The 17442-nt window shown below is 72.2% G+C and carries 18 protein-coding genes; 6 read left to right on the top strand and 12 right to left on the bottom strand.

The features are described from left to right. Positions 1-87: 87 nt before the first annotated feature. From AB0M93_RS06905 to AB0M93_RS06885, 5 genes are all read right to left on the bottom strand, one after another. Positions 88-954, bottom strand: a complete 867-nt coding sequence (locus tag AB0M93_RS06905) for an NAD(+)/NADH kinase (protein WP_364269250.1) — start codon at positions 952-954, stop codon at positions 88-90. Between the two features lie 33 nt (positions 955-987). Further along, positions 988-2466: an NAD(P)/FAD-dependent oxidoreductase gene (locus AB0M93_RS06900; protein ID WP_364269248.1), complete on the bottom strand. Its 1479-nt coding sequence runs from the start codon at positions 2464-2466 to the stop codon at positions 988-990. 1 nt (position 2467) lies between these two features. Then, on the bottom strand, positions 2468-3325 hold the full coding sequence (locus AB0M93_RS06895; RefSeq protein WP_364269246.1) for an SDR family NAD(P)-dependent oxidoreductase: 858 nt from the start codon (positions 3323-3325) through the stop codon (positions 2468-2470). 67 nt (positions 3326-3392) lie between these two features. Further along, positions 3393-4283 carry an alpha/beta hydrolase gene (locus AB0M93_RS06890; protein WP_364269244.1) on the bottom strand — a complete coding sequence of 297 codons (891 nt, stop codon included), beginning with the start codon at positions 4281-4283 and terminating at the stop codon, positions 3393-3395. Further along, positions 4280-5575: a cytochrome P450 gene (locus AB0M93_RS06885; protein WP_364269242.1), complete on the bottom strand. Its 1296-nt coding sequence runs from the start codon at positions 5573-5575 to the stop codon at positions 4280-4282. The genes AB0M93_RS06890 and AB0M93_RS06885 overlap by 4 nt, the downstream gene beginning before the upstream one ends. An 83-nt stretch (positions 5576-5658) precedes the next feature. On the opposite strand from AB0M93_RS06885, the gene AB0M93_RS06880 reads away from it, so the two are divergent. Beyond that, a complete protein-coding gene (locus tag AB0M93_RS06880; RefSeq protein ID WP_364269240.1) occupies positions 5659-6246 on the top strand; it encodes a helix-turn-helix domain-containing protein in 588 nt (195 codons plus the stop codon). Between the two features lie 9 nt (positions 6247-6255). Here AB0M93_RS06880 and AB0M93_RS06875 read toward each other — a convergent pair whose 3' ends face one another. Continuing rightward, positions 6256-7125 carry an NAD(P)H-binding protein gene (locus AB0M93_RS06875; protein WP_364269238.1) on the bottom strand — a complete coding sequence of 290 codons (870 nt, stop codon included), beginning with the start codon at positions 7123-7125 and terminating at the stop codon, positions 6256-6258. Positions 7126-7204: 79 nt separating this feature from the next. On the opposite strand from AB0M93_RS06875, the gene AB0M93_RS06870 reads away from it, so the two are divergent. Further along, complete coding sequence (locus tag AB0M93_RS06870) at positions 7205-7756, top strand: helix-turn-helix domain-containing protein (RefSeq protein ID WP_364269236.1); 552 nt, start codon at positions 7205-7207, stop codon at positions 7754-7756. Between the two features lie 55 nt (positions 7757-7811). On the opposite strand, the gene AB0M93_RS06865 is transcribed toward AB0M93_RS06870, so the two are convergent. From AB0M93_RS06865 to AB0M93_RS06845, 5 genes are read right to left on the bottom strand one after another with little or no spacing between them, the layout of a single operon-like run. After that, positions 7812-8090, bottom strand: a complete 279-nt coding sequence (locus AB0M93_RS06865) for an HPr family phosphocarrier protein (protein ID WP_364270657.1) — start codon at positions 8088-8090, stop codon at positions 7812-7814. A gap of 26 nt (positions 8091-8116) precedes the next feature. Beyond that, the gene (locus AB0M93_RS06860; RefSeq protein WP_364269234.1) at positions 8117-9565 is read right to left on the bottom strand and encodes a fructose-specific PTS transporter subunit EIIC; all 1449 of its coding nucleotides are present in this window, start codon (positions 9563-9565) and stop codon (positions 8117-8119) included. Between the two features lie 2 nt (positions 9566-9567). After that, positions 9568-10020: a fructose PTS transporter subunit IIA gene (locus AB0M93_RS06855; RefSeq protein ID WP_364269232.1), complete on the bottom strand. Its 453-nt coding sequence runs from the start codon at positions 10018-10020 to the stop codon at positions 9568-9570. Then, positions 10017-10961 carry a 1-phosphofructokinase gene (gene pfkB / locus AB0M93_RS06850; protein WP_364269230.1) on the bottom strand — a complete coding sequence of 315 codons (945 nt, stop codon included), beginning with the start codon at positions 10959-10961 and terminating at the stop codon, positions 10017-10019. Before pfkB ends, AB0M93_RS06855 begins: the two co-directional genes overlap by 4 nt. Continuing rightward, entirely contained in the window at positions 10958-11719 is a 762-nt protein-coding gene (locus AB0M93_RS06845) for a DeoR/GlpR family DNA-binding transcription regulator (RefSeq protein ID WP_364269229.1), read from the bottom strand. Before AB0M93_RS06845 ends, pfkB begins: the two co-directional genes overlap by 4 nt. A 103-nt stretch (positions 11720-11822) precedes the next feature. On the opposite strand from AB0M93_RS06845, the gene AB0M93_RS06840 reads away from it, so the two are divergent. Then, positions 11823-13424 carry a putative PEP-binding protein gene (locus tag AB0M93_RS06840; protein ID WP_364269227.1) on the top strand — a complete coding sequence of 534 codons (1602 nt, stop codon included), beginning with the start codon at positions 11823-11825 and terminating at the stop codon, positions 13422-13424. Here AB0M93_RS06840 and AB0M93_RS06835 read toward each other — a convergent pair. Then, positions 13369-14340, bottom strand: a complete 972-nt coding sequence (locus tag AB0M93_RS06835; RefSeq protein WP_364269225.1) for an SEFIR domain-containing protein — start codon at positions 14338-14340, stop codon at positions 13369-13371. The genes AB0M93_RS06840 and AB0M93_RS06835 overlap by 56 nt on opposite strands. A gap of 248 nt (positions 14341-14588) precedes the next feature. On the opposite strand from AB0M93_RS06835, the gene AB0M93_RS06830 reads away from it, so the two are divergent. From AB0M93_RS06830 to AB0M93_RS06820, 3 genes are read left to right on the top strand one after another with little or no spacing between them, the layout of a single operon-like run. Further along, positions 14589-15182, top strand: coding sequence for a TIR domain-containing protein (locus AB0M93_RS06830; protein WP_364269223.1), 594 nt, complete (start codon positions 14589-14591; stop codon positions 15180-15182). Positions 15183-15185: 3 nt separating this feature from the next. Beyond that, the gene (locus AB0M93_RS06825; protein ID WP_364269221.1) at positions 15186-16814 is read left to right on the top strand and encodes a CATRA system-associated protein; all 1629 of its coding nucleotides are present in this window, start codon (positions 15186-15188) and stop codon (positions 16812-16814) included. Next, positions 16811-17440, top strand: coding sequence for a hypothetical protein (locus AB0M93_RS06820; protein ID WP_364269219.1), 630 nt, complete (start codon positions 16811-16813; stop codon positions 17438-17440). Before AB0M93_RS06825 ends, AB0M93_RS06820 begins: the two co-directional genes overlap by 4 nt. Positions 17441-17442: the final 2 nt, after the last annotated feature.

Below are 17442 nucleotides of genomic sequence, written 5' to 3'. Positions count from 1 at the left end.
AGGGCTGGTTCAGGCGCAGCCGCGCACGCTACCCGTGACCTTTCCGTGACCATTGCCGACGCGCCCGCGCTGTGACGCAGGACACCGTCAGTGGTCGCCGTCCTGGGGGATCTCGGCCGAGTCGGTGAGCCGCAGCTTGCGCCGCGCCCGCTGGTAGAACGTCGTCATGCCGAGCCGGACCACCCGGGCCGCGCTCGGCCGGCCGCGCAGGTCGAGCCGCTCACCGGCGGAGACGTACCCCTCGACCTGGCCGTCGACCTCCACCGCCAGCCGGCCGCTGGTCGGCAGCAGCTCCAGCGTCACCTCGTCGTGCACCGACAGCACCACACCGCGGCTGTACGCCGAATGCGGCGCCGCCGGCGTCACCAGCAGCGCCTCCACCGCGGGGCTGGTGATCGGGCCGCCCGCCGAGAAGCTGTACGCCGTCGAGCCGGTCGGGGTCGCCACCACCACCGCGTCGGCCGAGTAGCTCACGAACGGCTGGCCGCCGACGCGGACGGCGACCACCGCGCTGCCGTCGCCGGGCACCCGCACCACCGCGATGTCGTTGAACGCGGTGATCTTCCGCCCCTGCAGCACCGCGTCCACCGCCAGCCGCGGCTCCACGGTGAACTCGTGGCCGTCGATCGCCGACAGCGCGCCGGGCAGGTCGGGGACGTCGACCTCGGCGAGGAAGCCGAGCTTGCCGAGGTTCACCCCGAGCACCGGCGCGCGCTGTCCGTCGGCCAGCCGCATGGCCCGCAGCATCGTGCCGTCGCCGCCCAGGCTGACCACCAGGTCGGAGCGGCGCCCGAGCTCCTCGGGCGTCACCCCCACCGCGGCGCAGTTCAGCCGGACGATCTCGTCGGCGATGCCGAGGACCTCGATGCCCCGTTTCCCGGCCCAGCCGAGGACGGCGTCGACGGCCGCGGCGGAGTCGCGGCGGGGGTGCAGCACGAGTCCCGCGGAGTGCATGTCAGCGCCCCCGGACCGGGGCAGTGGCGAGCGTCATGCGCTCAGTCTGCCCGCTCCCGCCCCGGGCCGCCGCGAGAACCGCAGCGCGCCGTCGTCGATCTTGCCGTGCCGGAGCTTGACGACGTCGTGCGCGTAGCTCATGCCCAGCTGCCACGGCGCCCGCGACCCGGCCTTCGGGAACTCGTCGATCGACCGCCGGACGTACCCGGCGTCGAAGTCCAGCAGCGGCTGCTCGGTGACCGCCGGGTCGTCGTTGACCGGCACGCACTGGTCGTGGCCGCCGCGGTCGAGGTGGCGCAGCAGCCGGACGACGTACTCGGCGACGAGGTCGGCCTTGAGCGTCCACGACGCGTTCGTGTAGCCGATCGTGAAGGCGAAGTTCGGCACGCCGCTGAGCATCATCCCCTTGTAGGCCATGGTTTCCGGCAGCTTCACCGGCTCGCCGTCGACGACCAGTTCGATGCCGCCGAAGGCCAGCAGTCGCAGCCCGGTGGCGGTGACGACGATGTCGGCTTCGAGCTCGCTGCCCGATTCGAGCCGGATGCCCCGTTCGGTGAAGGAGGCTATCCGGTCGGTGACGATCGAGGCGTCGCCCCGGCGGATCGAGCGGAACAGGTCGCCGTCGGGGACCAGGCACAGCCGCTGGTCCCAGGGCTGGTAGCGCGGCTTGAAGTGGGTGTCGACGGCGTACCCGGGCGGCAGCTGCTTCAGCGCCGCCTTGCGGATCAGCCGCTTCACCACGCCCGGGCGGCGCCGGCTGAGCTGGTAGATCAGCGTGCTCACCGCGACGTTCTTCCAGCGCGCGATCGGGTACGCCAGCCGCGGGCCGAGCAGCCCGCGCAGCCGGTTGGCCAGCACGTCCTCCGACGGCAGCGAAAGGATGTAGGTGGGGGAGCGCTGCAGCATCGTCACGTGCGCGGCGCGGTCGGTCATCGCCGGCACGAGCGTCACCGCCGTCGCGCCGCTGCCGATGACGACGACCTTCTTGCCGGTGTAGTCCAGGTCCTCGGGCCAGTGCTGCGGGTGCACGACGGTGCCGCCGAAGTTCTCGAGGCCGGGGAAGTCCGGGGTGTGCCCGGCGGCGTAGTCGTAGTAACCGCTGCACAGGTACAGGAACTTCGCGGTGATCTCGACGGGTTTCCCCTCGTGCACCGCCTCGACCGTCCACCGGGCGTCCTCTGTGGACCATTCGGCCCGTACCACCTTGTGCCCGAAGCGGATGAACCGGTCGATGCCCGCGTCGGCCGCCGTGTCGCGGACGTACCGCAGGATCGACGGGCCGTCCGCGATGGCCTTCGCGTCGGTCCACGGCCGGAACCGGTAGCCGAGGGTCTGCATGTCCGAGTCGGACCGGACTCCGGGGTAGCGGAACAGGTCCCAGGTGCCGCCGATCGCGTCGCGGGCTTCGAGGATCGCGAACGTCTTGCGCGGGAACGCCGCCCGCAGGTGGTGGGCCGCGCCGACGCCGGACAACCCGGCCCCGACGATCAGCACGTCGACGTGGTCGGTCATGTCAGACGGCCTCCGTCCGCCGCCGCTGCATCACGCGCGTCAGCACGGCGTTGTAGTGGGTGGGGGTGATGCGGGCGAGCGCGTCGAACAGGTAGGCGTCCGGGCCGACCAGGATGCGGGCCTTCCCGCGGTCGACGCCGGCGTGGATGATCGCCGCCGCCTTGTCCGGTGACGTCATCGTCATGGCCTCGAACTGCGCGGCCATCTGTTCGTGGGTGCGCCCGCGCCCCTCGGGGTCGCGGCGCACCCGGGCGTTGCGCGCGATGTTCGTCGTGATGCCGCCCGGGTGCACGGTGACCGCGCGGACGTCGGTGCCGCGCAGCTCCTGCCGCAGCGACTCGGTGAAGCCGCGGACGGCGAACTTCGCCGCGCAGTACGCGCTCTGGTAGGGCATCCCGAGCAGGCCGAACACGCTGGAGGTGTTCACGATCGCGCCTTCGCCCTGCTCGACGAGCAGCGGCAGGAACGCGCGCGTCCCGTGCACCACGCCGCGGAAGTTGATGTCGTGCAGCCAGTCGTCGTCCTCGGGCACCGCGTCGAGCACGCTCGAGGTCACCGCGACGCCGGCGTTGTTGAACACCGCGGCCAGCGGAGCCGGGAGCCACTCGCGGACCTCGACGGCGAACCGGAGCTGGTCCTCGGCGTCGCGGACGTCGAGCACGCGCGTCAGCACACGGCCGTGCAGGGCGGCCGCCGTGGCCTTCAGGCCGTCTTCGTCGACGTCAGCCAGGGCGACGGGCGAGCCGAGCCGGGACAGCCGGGTGGCGAGTGCCCGGCCGATGCCGGACGCCGCACCGGTGATCACCACCGGGCGGCCGGTGATGCTGCGCCGTTTACGTGCCGATCCGACGGCAGCCACGGCGGAACCCGTCGCCTCGTGCGGATCGGCTGCGGACCGTTTCCGCCTGCTTTCGGTCGGATCGGCACTACGAGGCCGGGACATCGCTGCTCCTCGCGTGCTCGTCGATGAGGTCGAGGACCGTGGGCCAGGCGCCCTCGGGCAGGTCGTGCCCCATGCCGCGGACGGTTTCGAGGCGCGCGCCGGGGATGGCGCGCGCGGTGGCGGCGCCGCCGGTGGGGTGGACCATCCGGTCGCGGTCGCCGTGGATCACCAGCGTCGGCGCGGTGATCCTGCGCAGCAGCGGCGTCCGGTTGCCGGACTTCATGATCGCGGCGAGCTGGCGGCCGACACCGCCGGACGTCGGGTCGCGGTCCCAGCCGGTTCCGGCCAGCTCGCGCACGAAGGCCTCGTCGAACGGGAAGCCGTGCGAGCCGATGTGCCGGAACATCCGGACCGCGCTTTCGACGGCTTCTTCGCGGGACTTCGGCGGCTTCGCGCCCATCAGCCGCCACGTCGAGAGCGCGGGCCGGCCGATCAGGCGCGACCCGGTCGTCGACATGATCGACGTCAGCGTGCGGATCCGGTGCGGGTGCAGCGCCGCGGTGGTCTGGGAGATCATGCCGCCCATCGACACGCCCGCGATGTGCGCGGTCTCGATGTCCAGGGCGTCGAACAGGCCGGCGGTGTCGGCGGCCATGTCCGTCAGGTCGTACTGCTGCGCGGGGAACCGGCCCGCGAGCATGCCGAAGAGGCTCGGCGGGCGGAACCGCGAGTGCGTCGAGCGCCCGGCGTCGCGGTTGTCGAACCGGATGACCTCGTACCCGCGCTCGGCGAGCTTCGCGCAGAAGGCGTCCGGCCAGCTGTGCAGCTGCTGGCCCAGCCCGGCGACGAGGACCAGCGGCTCGGCGCCGGTGTCCCCGATCCGTTCGTAGGCCAGGGAAATGCCCCGGCCGGCGTCGGCGATCTGTTCGGTCACGAATCTCCTCCGGTGCTCCGGCGGCGCACGACCGCGCGGCCGCCCTTGGCGGGGGCGTAGGCGACGCCCCGCGAGTGCCAGCGTTCGCCGGGCTCGCCGGTCGGAACGAGTGTGAAGTCCCGCAGCAGCGTCCGCAGCACGACGGTCATCTCCATGGTCGCGAAGGCGGCGCCGAGGCAGCGGCGGGTGCCGCCGCCGAACGGGATCCACTGGTAGAGGTCCGGGCGCGCGCCGAGGAAGCGGTGCGGGTCGAAGGTGGCCGCGTGCGGGAAGACGGCGTCGTCGTCGTGGATCAGCGCGATGCTGACCAGCACCGCGTACCCCTTCGGCAGCGTCCACCGGCCCAGCCGGAAGCCGTCCTGCTTGACCTGGCGGGCGGTGAGGTCGATGACCGGCCGGGTGCGCTGGACCTCGAGGATGGTGGCGTCGAGCAGTTTGCCGTCGCCTTCGGTCAGTTCGGCCAGCAGGGCGGGGTGGCGGCGCAGCCGTTCGACGGCCCAGGCCAGCGTCGTCGCCGTGGTTTCGTGCCCGGCGGTGAGCAGCGTGAGCAGCTGGTCGGCGATCTCCTCGCGGCCGAGCCCCGACCCGTCGTCGTAGCGGGTCTGCAGCATCATCGCGAGGACGTCGTCGCCGTCCGGCCGGGCCTTCGCGATCAGCCGGTCGACGATGGCGTCGTACTCGCGGCGCATCCGTTCGAAGCGGCGCCACGGGTTGAAGCGGCCCTTCTTGGAGATCGGCGCGACGGCCAGCCGCGAGCCGAGCGTGACGAACGGCGGGAGCAGTTCGCGCAGCTCGGCGAACTCGGCCCCTTCGGCGCCGAAAACCGCGCGGAGGATGGCGTTGAGGGTGATCCGCATCATCGACGGCAGCGTGGCGAAGGCCTTGCCCTCCGGCCAGGTCGCGAGTTCGCGGACGGTTTCCTCTTCGACGATCTTCTCGTAGGCCGCCAGCCGCCGTCCGTGGAACGGCGGCACCAGCAGCTTCCGCTGCCGTTTGTGCTCGTCACCGGACAGCGCGAACATCGACCGCGGCCCGAGCACGCGCCCGAGGTTGACCTCGAGGTTGTCGGCGAGCTCGGGCCCGGAGGTGAACAGCTGCTTGATCTCGGCGGGATTGCTGATCACGACGGCCCGGCCGAAGATCGGCACGTTCACGGTGAAGGCGTCGCCGTAGCGGTCCTTGAGCCGCCGCATGCCGCGCAGGGGCTGGGTGAGGGCATAGGCGCCCTGGACGGCGCGGGGCACGGTGGGCCCCGGCGGCAGCGTCACGGTCGGTCCTGTCACGGTCGTCATCGACCCTCCCGGAAGGTGGTACGCGAGCGTACCGTCGGTACGGTACGCCGGTGTACCATCCTGTTGCAAGAGGGAGGTATAACGTGACTTCCGTGGACGTCGACACCCGCCCGCACCGGCAGCGCCTCCTGGATGGACTGGCCGAGTCGATCACCGAGGACGGCTTCCGCGACACCACGGTGGCCGGCATCGTCCGCCGTGCCCGCACGTCCCGCCGGACGTTCTACGAACACTTCTCCAGCCGCGAAGAGTGCCTGATCGCGCTGCTGGCCGAGGCGAACCGCTCGATGATCCGGCAGATCTCCGAGGCGGTCGACCCCCGTGCGCCCTGGGCGGTCCAGGTCCGCCAGGCGATCGAGGCGTGGATCGCCTGCGCGGAGTCCGAGCCGGCGATCACGCTGAGCTGGATCCGCGACGTCCCCGCGCTGGGCGCCCCGGCCCGCGACCTGCAGCGCGACGCGATGGAGGGCTTCATCGCGATGACCCAGCGCCTGACGGACACCCCGGAGATGCGCGCGGCCGGGATCAGGCCGCCGTCCCGCCAGCTGTCGATCATGTTGCTGGGCGGCCTGCGCGAGCTGATCGCGACGACCGTCGAGGACGGCGGCCGGGCCGGCGACGTCACCGAGGTCGCGGTGCGCGCTTCGATCGCCCTGCTCGGCCCGGCGTAGTTCCCCTGGTCAGAGCGCGGGCTTGAGCACCTCCCGGCACCAGGTCCGGAAGTCGGTCGGCGCGATCGCCGCCTTCGCCCAGTCCGCGTCGTAGATTCCCTCGTCCTGCGCGGCGAACATCTCGACCACGTCCGCGACCGCCCGCTCGCTCGCCCCCTGCGACCGCCGCATCGCGGCGAAGTCGGCCAGGGCGACGCGCTGGTAGCCGACCGGCCGGCCGAGCTCCTCGCTCATCACCTCGGCCATGCCGTCGGGGGTGAGCCGATCGGGGCCGAACACGGGCACGTCCGCCTGTCCCGTCCAGGAAAGGTCCGTCAGCAGGCCCGCAGTGGTGGCCGCGACGTCGCGGGTCGCGATCGTGGCGAGCGGCTGGTCACCGGCGCAGGTCAGGGTGAACGTGCCGCGCTCCCGGATCGAGGCGAGCTGACCGAGCAGGTTCTCCATGTAGAAGGGCGGGGACACCGCCCGGTAGGCCGCGCCCGACCGCTCCAGCTCGACGTCCATGGCGAAGGCCGCGGAGAGGACCCCGGCCGGTCTGGTCCAGCCGTGTCCTGCGCTGCTGACCGCGACGACGTGGCCGACGTCGTGACGTCGCACGGCCGCGCTGCCGGCCCGGGCGAAAGCGAGGTAGTGCTCTTCCGCGCTCGGCGCGGCCGGGTTCGGCGGGACGAGCCAGAACAGCGCGTCGGCGCCGGGCAGTGCCGCGTCGAGCACGGCCGGGTCGTCGTGGGTGCCCGTCACGACTTCGACCTGGGCGCGGACGTCGTCGTCCAGGCGGGCGGCGTCCCGGACGACGACCTTGACCTTGCTGTTCCCGGCGAGCAGGTGCCGGACGAGCCGGTGGCCGATCTGCCCGGTCGGTGTGGTCACGACGATCATGGTGGCTCCTAAGATGAAGGTGAATTCCGCTTCCGAATATAGTCCCGAAGCCGCCGCCGTCAAGTACGCTGGGGCGACCATGACCGCTTCCCGACGTGCGCTGCGCGCCGACGCCCGGCGCAACCGCGACGCCATCCTCGACGCCGCCGGCGAGCTGTTCGCCCAGCGAGGCGACGCCGTGCAGATGGAGGAGATCGCCGAGCGTGCCGGGCTGGGCGTCGGCACCCTGTACCGGCACTTCGCCGACAAGCAAGCCCTGCGTGCGGCGATCATCGGCCGCCGGTTCGAGGAGATGACCCTCCTCGCCCAGGGCGCCGAGGAGGCCGAAGACCCCTGGGTGGCGTTCGAGTCACTGCTTTACGGCTACCTGGAAGCGGTGGAACCCGACGCCGCGTTCCGGTTCGCCCTCCTCGGGCCGAAAGAACCGAGCTGGGCCGACATCGAAGAGCAGAAGGCCGCGTTCTCGGCGATCGTCGGGCGCATCGTGCGGCGCGCGGTCGAAGCCGGCCGGCTGCGCGCCGACTTCGGCCCGGGGGACTTCATCCTCATCACCCGCGCGGCCATGGCGAACATGGGCGACGGCCAGTGGCGCCGGCTGCTCGACCTCCAGCTGGAAGGCATCCGCGCCTGAACACGCGACGAGGGCGCGGCATTCGTGTGCCACGCCCTCGCCGTGCTTGTTCTCGTTACGCGTCCAGGTCCTGGGCGATCAGCTCGGCCAGTGCGTCGACGGACTCCCGGGCCGCGTCGCCCTCGGCGGTCAGCTCGACCTCGTCGCCGTGGGCCGCGCCCAGGGTCATCAGGCCGAGGACGCTGGCCGCGTCGACCGGGTCGCCCGCCACCCCGCCGGTGATCTTGGCGATGCGAACCTTCGCCTGCTGACCGGCGGCCGTCTTCGCGACCAGGCCCGCGGGCCGGGCGTGCAGCCCGACGCTGCTGGCGACGAGCGTACGTCGTTGGTACACAGTGGACTCCTTCATGCGGGACTCCTTCACGCGTTGACGGGCTGGGTGCTGACGGCGGCGGAGCGTTCGGCCGCGCGGAAGCGCACCTGCTTGAGCGCGATAACGGAACCGGCGGCCACCGCGGTCCCGGCGACCAGCGCCACCAGGAACAGCAGCGGGTTGCCGATCAGCGGGAGCACGAAGATCCCGCCGTGCGGGGCACGCAGCGTCGTGCCGAAGGCCATCGACAGAGAACCGGTGACCGCCGAGCCGAGCATGATCGACGGGATCACGCGGAACGGGTCCGCCGCCGCGAACGGGATCGCGCCCTCGGTGATGAACGACGCCCCGAGCAGCCAGGCCGCCCGGCCGTTCTCGCGTTCGGCCTCGGTGAACAGCTTCTTGCGGACCGTCGACGCGAGCGCCAGGGCCAGCGGCGGGACCATCCCGGCCGCCATCACCGCGGCCATGATCTGCAGGGACGCCGTCGCGCCGGTGGTCAGGCCGCCGACGGCGAAGGCGTACGCGGCCTTGTTGACCGGGCCGCCCATGTCGAAGGCCATCATCAGGCCGAGCAGCGCGCCCAGCAGCAGTGCGCTGACGCCGCTGAGGCTGTTGAGCCAGCCGGTCAGCCCCGTCGTGGCGGCCGCGATCGGCTTGCCGACCACGACGTACATCAGCACACCGACCACAATGGACCCGAGCAGCGGGTAGACGACCACGGGCATGATGCCCCGCATCGCCTTCGGCACCTGGATCTTCTTCAGCGCCAGCACGACCCCGCCGGCCAGCAGACCGGCGACGAGGCCGCCGAGGAACCCGGCGCCGACGGTGACGGCGATCGCGCCGCCGACGAAACCGGGCGCGATGGCCGGCCGGTCGGCCATCGCGAAGGCGATGAACCCGGCCAGCACCGGCACCAGGAAGTTGAAGGCCGCGCTGCCGATCTGGAACATCAGCGCGGCCCAGCCGGCCACCGAACCCGCGTCGAAGTGCTCGGTGACCTTCGGCGCGTCGACGATCTTGTAGCCGCCGAGCGCGAAACTCAGCGCGATGAGCAGGCCGCCCGCGGCGACGAACGGGATCAGGTAGCTGACGCCGGTCATCAGCCACTGCCGGATCTTGGTGCCGGCCTTGTCGGTCGCGCCGACCTTGGAGGTCAGCTCCGGGGCGGCAGCGGGAGCGACGGGCTCGCGGGCGGCGGCCTTGGCGCGTTCGAACAACCCGGCCGCGTCGTTGATCGCGGCCTTGACCGGCGCCTCGACGATCGGCTTCCCGGCGAACCGGTCCCGGCCCTGCACGGCGAGGTCGGCGGCGAAGATGACCGCGTCCGCGCTCGCGATGTCCTCGGCCGACAGCGGCTCGGACCCGGCCGAACCCTGCGTCTCGACGACGATCTCGTCGCCGTTGGCTTTGGCGGTCTGCTCCAGCGACTCGGCCGCCATGTAGGTGTGGGCGATGCCGGTGGGGCAGGCGGTGATGGCGACGAACTTCATGATCAGGCCACCTCCTGGCGGATGTACGAAGCGACGGCGACGGCGTCGGTGGCGTCCAGCAGGTGCTGCTTGAACTCCGCCCGGACGAGCCGCCGGGCGAGGGCGGCCAGCACCTTCAGGTGCTCGCTGCCGCCGCCTTCCGGCGCGGCGATGAGGAAGATCAGCTTCGCCGGGCCGTCCGGCGCGCCGAAGTCGATGCCCGCGGCGCTGCGGCCGAAAGCCAGCGTCGGCGCGGTGACCGCGGCCGAGCGGCAGTGCGGGATGCCGATGCCGCCTTCGAGGCCGGTGGCCATCTGCTCCTCGCGGGCGGCGACGTCCTTCAGGAACAGGTCGAGGTCGGTCACCCGCCCGGCGTCGACGAGCCGCTGCGCGAGGCCGCGCACGGCGCCCTGCTTGTCGGCGGCGGCGAGGCCGAGGTCGACCAGGTCGGCGGTGATCAGGTCTGGGGTGGTCATGCGGCGGCTCCGCTGAGGGTGAAGGTGGGGTCGGCTGCGAGCACGCGCACCTGGTCCGGGTGCACGTCCTGCGGGGTGGGCATGCGGCTGCCCTCCTGCGTGACCGCGGCGGTGCCGTAGGCGACCGCGGTCCGCAGGGCTCGGGGGCCGGTTCCTCCCGCGTGGAGGAACCCGGCGAGTGCGGCGTCTCCGGCGCCGACGGTGCTGCGCACGGCGACCAGCGGGCCGAGCGCGTGGTGCGTTTCGGTTCCCTCGACGAGCACCGCGCCGCGGGCGCCCAGGCTGACCAGCACGCGGCCGACGCCGCCGGAGATCAGCTCGTGGCAGAAGGCGACGACGTCGCCGAGCAGCGGCAGCGGGTGGCCGGCGAGCTCGATCAGCTCGTCGAGGTTCGGCTTGAGCAGGTCCGGGCCGCCCGCGCAGGCGGCGGCGAGCGGCGCGCCGGAGGAGTCGACGGCGACCTTCGCGCCGGCTTCGCGGGCCAGCTTCGTCAGCCGCGCGTAGAAGTCGTCGGGCACGCCGGCGGGCAGGCTTCCGCAGCACACCAGCCATTCGCCGCGCGCGGCCAGCTCGACGGCGCGGCGTTCGAGGGTGGCCAGTTCGGCGGGGGAGATCTCCGGGCCCGGCTCGTTGATCTTCGTCGTCGTCCCGTCGGCTTCGACGAGGGTGATGTTGCTGCGGGTCGACCCGGCGATCGGCACCGCGACGACCGGGACGCCTTCGGGCGCGAGCAGGTCGGCGAGCCGTTCGCCGACCGGGCCGCCGGCGGGCAGCAGCGCGACGGTCGGGGTGCCGGCCGCGGCCAGCGCGCGGGCGACGTTGACGCCCTTGCCGCCGGGGTCGAGCCGCACGGCTTCGGCCCGGTTGACTTCGCCGCGGCGCAGATCGGCCAGCCGCGCGGTCCGGTCGAGGCTCGGGTTGGGGGTCACGGTGACGATCACGCCAGCACCACCTCCGGGCCCGCTTCTTCCAGTTCGGCCACGGCGCCGGCGTCGAGGCCGCTGTCGGTGACCAGGACGTCGATCTCCGCCAGCCGCGCGAACCGGCTGAGCTGGTCGGTGCCGTACTTGCTGTGATCGGCCAGCAGCACCCGCTTGCGGGCGGCGGCGACCACGGCGGCCTTCACCGCGGACTCGGCCATGTCGGGTGTCGTGCAGCCGTGCTCGGCCGAAAAGCCGTTGGCACCGAGGAAAGCGACGTCCACGAGCAGGCCGTCGAGTGCGTGCAGCGTCCAGGCTTCGACCGCGGCGAGCGTCGTCCCGCGGACGCGGCCGCCGAGGATGTGCAGCGTGACGCCCGGGCGGGTGGCGAGGATCGAGGCGACCGGGATCGAGTTGGTGATCACCGTCAGCTCGCGGTCGGTGGGCAGCAGCGTCGCGAGCCTGCTGGTCGTGGTGCCCGCGTCGAGCAGGATCGAGCCGCGGTCGGGCACCAGGTCCAGCGCGGCCCGCGCGATCGCGTCCTTCTCGGCGGCGTTGGTCTGGTCCCGCAGGGCGACCTCGGGTTCGAAGTCGAGCCGTTCGACGGCGACGGCGCCGCCGTAGACGCGGCGGACGACGCCCTGGCGTTCGAGCACGCCGAGGTCGCGGCGGATGGTCTCGGGGGCGACACCGAGTTCGGTGGCGACGTCGTTGACGTCGACCCGGCCGTCGCGTCGTGCGCGTTGCGCCAGGAGCTGGTGCCGTTCGGCGGCGTACATGCCCGTTCCTCTCCGATATTTGCCCGTTGCCGTTTGATTGTGCCCGTTGTTACCGTACTGTCAATCCCCAGTTACGAGATCCTTTGCTTCCGGAGGTCTTTCCATGCAGTTGTCCGGAGTCGGCGTCAGCCCCGGCCGGGTCGACGGCCCCCGCGTTGTCGTGGCCGCTGACCTGCCTGAACCTGCTTCTTCGCCCGCTCCGGCGGACCTCGGGGCCGAAGCGGGCAAGATCGGGCCGGCGGCGGCTTCGGTGGCGGCCGCGTTGTCCGATCGTGCCCGTTCCGTGTCCGGAGATGCCCGATCCTTGCTGGAGACCACCGCGGCGATGGCGTCGGACCCCGCTCTGGTCGCGTCCGCGGAAAAGCTGGTGCTCGAACGTTCGCTGCCCGCGGCGCGCGCGGTCTGGGAGGCGGCGGGGGACTTCATGACGGCGCTGCGAGCGGCGGGCGGTTACCTGGCCGAACGCGCGCGGGACGTCGCAGACGTCCGCGACCGGATCGCCGCGGCCCTGCTGGGAGTGACCCCGCCGGGCGTCCCCGAGCTGACGTCGCCGAGCGTGCTGGTGGCGCGCGACCTCGCGCCGGCCGACACGGCGGGCCTCGACCCGGAGCTGGTCCTGGCGCTGGTGACGGAGGAGGGCGGCCCGACGAGCCACACGGCGATCCTGGCGCGGGCGCTGGGGATTCCCGCGGTGGTGGCGTGTGCCGGCGTGCTGGAGCTGGACAGCCCGGGGCTCGCGGTCGATGGGGCCGCGGGCACGGTGGCCCCTTCCGACGGCACCGTGCGGGCACCGGCCCGGACGGCCCGCCCGACGTGGGACGGCGTCGGCCGCCTCGCCGACGGCCACCGCGTGAAGCTGCTGGCGAACGTCGGATCACCGGCGGACGCGGCGGCGGCCGCAGCGGCCGGCGCGGAGGGAATCGGCCTCTTCCGCACGGAATTCTGCTACCTCTCGGCGGCTTCGGAGCCGACGGAGGCGGAGCAGCGGGCGGCCTACGCGGCGGTGTTGTCGCCGTTCGCGGGAAAACCGGTCGTGGTCCGCACGCTCGACGCCGGTTCCGACAAGCCCCTGGCGTTCCTGCCGATGGGCGAGGAACCCAACCCGGCACTGGGCGTCCGCGGGCTGCGGGTGGCGTTCGACCGCCCGGAGCTCCTGGACCGCCAGCTGTCGGCGATCGCGGCGGCGGCCGCGGACACGGGCGTCGAGCTGTCGGTGATGGCCCCGATGGTGGCCACGGCGGCGGAAGCGGCCTGGTTCGCCGCGCGGGCCCGGGCGGCGGGGATCGCCCGGGTGGGCGTGATGATCGAGATCCCGGCGGCGGCGTTGTGCGCCGCCGAGATCCTGGCGGAGGTGGACTTCGTCTCGCTGGGGACGAACGACCTGGCGCAGTACGTGTTCGCGGCGGACCGCCAGCTGGGCGCGGTGGCGGCGTTGAACGACCCCCACCAGCCGGCGTTGCTGCGCCTGGTGGGCATGGTCGCGGCGGCGGCAGCGGGCAAGCCGGTGGGCGTGTGCGGCGAGGCGGCGGCGGACCCAGTGCTGGCGCCGGTGCTGGTGGGCCTGGGCGTGACGTCGTTGTCGATGAACGCGGTGGCCCTGCCCGGGGTCGGCGCGGCGCTGCGCGAGGTGGACCTGCAGACGTGCCGGGCTAGGTCACGCTCGGATCGCCCAGAGCCAGTTCGGGCGGCCGGCCCCGCCGCGTGACGACGACGGCGGCCGACCCGAAGGGCGAGGCCGTCGCCCCGGGCCGGGACATCTCCAGCCGCAGCACACGGGCACCGGAGACGTTCAGGTCGATGGTGGCCGGCTTCCCGGCCGAGACGTCGTGTTCGGACCGCGGCGCCCCGTCGAGCACCACGCGGACCCGCCCGACCTGGAACGGGTCCCGGGCGCTGTCGAGTACCCCGGCGACGGTCGTGAACCGCTGGTAGCGGCCGCCGAGGTCCAGTTCGACGAACCCCGGCCCGGTGGCGGCCGGCGTGCTCGGCCGCAGGACGATGCTGTCCTCGTAGTGCAGGCCGTCGATCCACGCCTCACCGCGTCGCATTCCGGGACTGGCGCACGTCCACGGCAGTTCCCCGGCCGGCACCCGCTGCGGCTCCGATGCCCCGCCGCGCCAGACCCCGCGGCGGGGCATCGGGTGCTTGCCCCGGCCCGTGATCGCGGCGAGCAGGTCGGCCACGCCCTCGTCGGTGAACTCCGCGATCTCGTACCGGGTCATGGAGTAGGGGTTGAGGAACTCGGGGATCTCGTCGATCGACCGGCCGGGCAGGACGACCGGGAGGACCCGCCGGGTGCCGTCCTCGATGTCCTTGGTCAGCTTGTTGCGGATGATGGCGGTCTCGAACTGGGCACCGCGGCCCTCGTCCGGCGGCGCGTCGCCGTCGGCCCGGGCCCGGTACAGGGGAGAGGCGACGACGATGACGAAGTCGGCCGCCTTGAGGTTACGGGTCGCCCACAGCGACCAGTCGATGCGGACGTTGTCGTGCCACTGGTCGAGGATGACCTCGAGGCCGATCCGGCCGCGCAGGAACGTCGCGAACTCCCGGACCTGCTTCTTGTGCTCCTCGGAGTCGTGCGAGTAGCTGAAGAACACCCACGGTGCTTCGTGGTCGGCCATCGGTTTCCCCTCGGGATCGGTCGGTGAATCACCGATCCGGGAGATCGGTTTCCGGAAACGATTCGGACGATCGTCTTCCGTGTTCGCCTGTCATATATCCGTGCGCCGTCGCGTTGTCAAGAGCTGCGTTTTCCGGCGGCTTTCGACCGTGGCCAGCTATTGTCCCGAATCTGTCAGGTTTCCCGTCTTCTTCGGCGGCCCCCGGTGGATCTAGGATCGATTCGCCTGGCCGGAGCGGTGAAGGAGCGATGACACGCGTGTACGAGTACGACGTGTTCATCAGCTACCTCCGTACCGCGGGTGACATATCGGCGTGGATTCGCCACCATTTTCACCCACGCCTGCTGGAAGTGCTCGACAACAACCGGTACGACGACGTCCGGATTTTCTTCGACGACCAGGTCCGCGTCGGTGCCGCTTGGCCGGCGGAACTGAGTTCGGCGTTGCAGCGCTCCCGGGTGCTCGTTCCGGTCTGCTCGCCGAAGTACTTCCGGGACGAATGGTGCCTGGCCGAGTGGGCCTCGATGGAAGAGCGGGAGGCGCTGACCGCGGCCCGGCCGGGTGAGCGGCGGCGGCCGTTGATCTACCCGGTGATCTTCTGCGACTCCCGGCACTTCCCCGACTGGGCCCACGCGCGGCGCCCGCGTGACCTGCAGCAGTGGAACCACCCCTTCGAGCACTTCCAGACCGCGCCGGCCTACCTCGACTTCAACCAGCAGATCAAGCAGATCGCCGTGGAGCTGGAGGAGCTCATCGAACGGGCGCCGGAGTGGCGCGGCGACTGGCCGGTGCGCACCCCGGCCCCCGAACCGCCGAAGCGGGCGCGGATGCCGAGGTTCTGACCGATGCCGGGATCGATCTTCACCTTCTACTCCTACAAGGGCGGGGTCGGCCGGAGTTTCACGCTGGCCAACATCGCCGTGCTGCTGGCCCGCTGGGGGCACCGGGTGCTCTGCCTGGACTGGGACCTCGAAGCCCCCGGGCTCGGCGACTACTTCCGGCCGCGGCTGCCCGGGCCGCCGTCCGGGGGCGTGGTCGACCTCGTCGACGACTTCCGGCACGGCCGGTTCGCGCCGGAGGCCCACGTCCAGCGGCTGACCGACGCAGGCGTGCTCGACTTCGTCGCCGCCGGGCGCGAAGGGCCCGGCTACATCACCCAGGTGCAGGAGATCGACTGGGACGGCCTGTACGACGACGGCTTCGGCGAATACCTCGAGAAGTGCCGTGAGCAGTGGATCGAGCGTTACGACTTCGTCCTCGTCGACAGCCGCACCGGGATCTCCGACATCGGCGGGATCTGCACGGCGCACCTGCCGGACCACCTCGTGCTGCTGTTCACCGCCAACCGCCAGAGCATCCTCGGTGCGATGGAGGCGGCCCGGCGCGCCGACGCGGCACGCAATCTGCTGCCGTTCGACCGGTCGCGGTTGACCGTGCTGCCGGTGCTGTCGCGGTTCGACAACCGGGAGGAGTACGACCGGTCCGAGACCTGGCGCCGCATCGTCGTCGACGAGACGGCCGAGCTGTACCGGACGTGGCTCGACCAGACGGTGGAACCGGCGACCATGGCCCGGCACCTCACCCTGCCGTACGTGTCCTACTGGAGTTTCGGCGAGCAGCTGCCGGTGCTGTCGGAACAGACGCCGAGCGCCGACCAGATCGGGTTCGCGCTCGAGACGGTCGCGGCGGTGGTCGCCTGCCGGCTCGACCGGACCGACCTGCTGGCCGAGAACCGCGACGCCTACGTCGCCTCCGTCCGGTCGAGCCGCCGGGAGTTCAAGCACGAACTGCGGGTCAGCATCCCGCGCACGTCGGTCCGCACGGCGAACGAGCTGGTCGCCGAGCTCGAGAAGCGAGACGTGCGCGTGGTGAAGTCGCTCTCGGGTGACCGTTCGCTGCTCGCGCGGGCCGAGGACGACGCGCGGCACCTGTGCCTGGTCGTCGACGGCAAGGTCAGCCGCTGGCAGGCCGCCGAGGTCGAGCTGTTCCTGCACCGGACGCTCGGCCAGGACCGCCGGGTGATCCCGATCCTGACGGCGGGCACCGAGGCCTCGTCGCTCCCGGGCTACGTCGGGAACCTCCGCTACCTGCGCCTGAGCGGCTCGCGGGGCCCGGCCGAGGTGGCCCGTGACCTGGTCGGCCAGCTGAACGGCTTCATCCCGCTGGTCGACGCCGATGACGACCTCGATCTGCCCGCGTTGCTCGGCCAGGCCCGCGAATCCCGGCTGCGCCCGTCCCGCTGGGACCTCGTCGACGAACTGGTCACGGCCCTCCAGGCAGCCGTCGGCGCGGGCGACAGCGGCCGCACCCACGACCTCGCGACGGACCTGGCGGTGGCGGTGAAACCGCGCGCCCCGAACGGCGACGGCCACCACGCGGCCCCGCCGGCAGTCCGGCGGTCGATCGACTGGCTCCTGCGGACCCTCGACACCCGCGCCCGAACCACGACGCAACACCGGAAGGATCTCGGATGACCGACCGCTTGGGACACAAGCAGACCGCGGCGATGTTGACGCTGATGGTGCTGGGCCGGGAGGTGCCCAACCCGGAACTGAAGGAACGGGTGGGGTTCACCCTCACCGGCAAGGAACGCACCGAGCTGAACGACAGCGGGTACGTCACCAGCGAGAAGGCCGGCCGCACGTTCGTCCACCAGCTGACCGACCGCGGCTGGGCCTGGTGCGAGAAGGAACTCGGAGCCGGGACACCGCCACCGCCCCGGCCGCAGAGCACGCTCTGCTCGGTGCTGTACCTGGTCCTCGGTGGCTTCGACGGCTTCCGGCGCGACCGGAACCTGCGCCTGGCCGACGTGTTCGGAGATTCGGCTTCCCCGGAGCCGGCCGAAGATCTCGAAACCCGTATCCGGGTCGCCTACCGCGAGCTCGTGCGGGAGCCCCGTGGGTGGGTCGCGTTGGTGGACCTGCGCCCGAAACTCGGCGCGTCCGCGGCGGAGGTGGACGTGGTGCTCAAGGAACTGAGCCGTTCCGGCAAGGCGCACCTGGTTCCGGAGGACAACCGCAAGACCCTCACCGCGGCCGACCACGAGGCGGCGATCCGCATCGGCGGTGAGGACAACCACCTGCTCTCGATCGAGGCATAGCG

It is taken from the genome of Amycolatopsis sp. NPDC051102, from assembly GCF_040682815.1.
Taxonomy (GTDB): domain Bacteria; phylum Actinomycetota; class Actinomycetes; order Mycobacteriales; family Pseudonocardiaceae; genus Amycolatopsis.
This window is presented reverse-complemented; position numbering and strand designations above follow the sequence as displayed.

Excerpts from the sequence above, each read along its gene's own strand:
- AB0M93_RS06905 (WP_364269250.1), bottom strand. The coding sequence starts at position 954 with ATGCACTCCGCGGGACTCGTGCTGCACCCCCGCCGCGACTCCGCCGCG.
- AB0M93_RS06900 (WP_364269248.1), bottom strand. The coding sequence starts at position 2,466 with ATGACCGACCACGTCGACGTGCTGATCGTCGGGGCCGGGTTGTCCGGC.
- AB0M93_RS06885 (WP_364269242.1), bottom strand. The coding sequence starts at position 5,575 with ATGACGACCGTGACAGGACCGACCGTGACGCTGCCGCCGGGGCCCACC.
- AB0M93_RS06875 (WP_364269238.1), bottom strand. The coding sequence starts at position 7,125 with ATGATCGTCGTGACCACACCGACCGGGCAGATCGGCCACCGGCTCGTC.
- AB0M93_RS06870 (WP_364269236.1), top strand. The coding sequence starts at position 7,205 with ATGACCGCTTCCCGACGTGCGCTGCGCGCCGACGCCCGGCGCAACCGC.
- AB0M93_RS06860 (WP_364269234.1), bottom strand. The coding sequence starts at position 9,565 with ATGAAGTTCGTCGCCATCACCGCCTGCCCCACCGGCATCGCCCACACC.
- AB0M93_RS06855 (WP_364269232.1), bottom strand. The coding sequence starts at position 10,020 with ATGACCACCCCAGACCTGATCACCGCCGACCTGGTCGACCTCGGCCTC.
- AB0M93_RS06845 (WP_364269229.1), bottom strand. The coding sequence starts at position 11,719 with ATGTACGCCGCCGAACGGCACCAGCTCCTGGCGCAACGCGCACGACGC.
- AB0M93_RS06840 (WP_364269227.1), top strand. The coding sequence starts at position 11,823 with ATGCAGTTGTCCGGAGTCGGCGTCAGCCCCGGCCGGGTCGACGGCCCC.
- AB0M93_RS06835 (WP_364269225.1), bottom strand. The coding sequence starts at position 14,340 with ATGGCCGACCACGAAGCACCGTGGGTGTTCTTCAGCTACTCGCACGAC.
- AB0M93_RS06830 (WP_364269223.1), top strand. The coding sequence starts at position 14,589 with ATGACACGCGTGTACGAGTACGACGTGTTCATCAGCTACCTCCGTACC.
- AB0M93_RS06825 (WP_364269221.1), top strand. The coding sequence starts at position 15,186 with ATGCCGGGATCGATCTTCACCTTCTACTCCTACAAGGGCGGGGTCGGC.
- AB0M93_RS06820 (WP_364269219.1), top strand. The coding sequence starts at position 16,811 with ATGACCGACCGCTTGGGACACAAGCAGACCGCGGCGATGTTGACGCTG.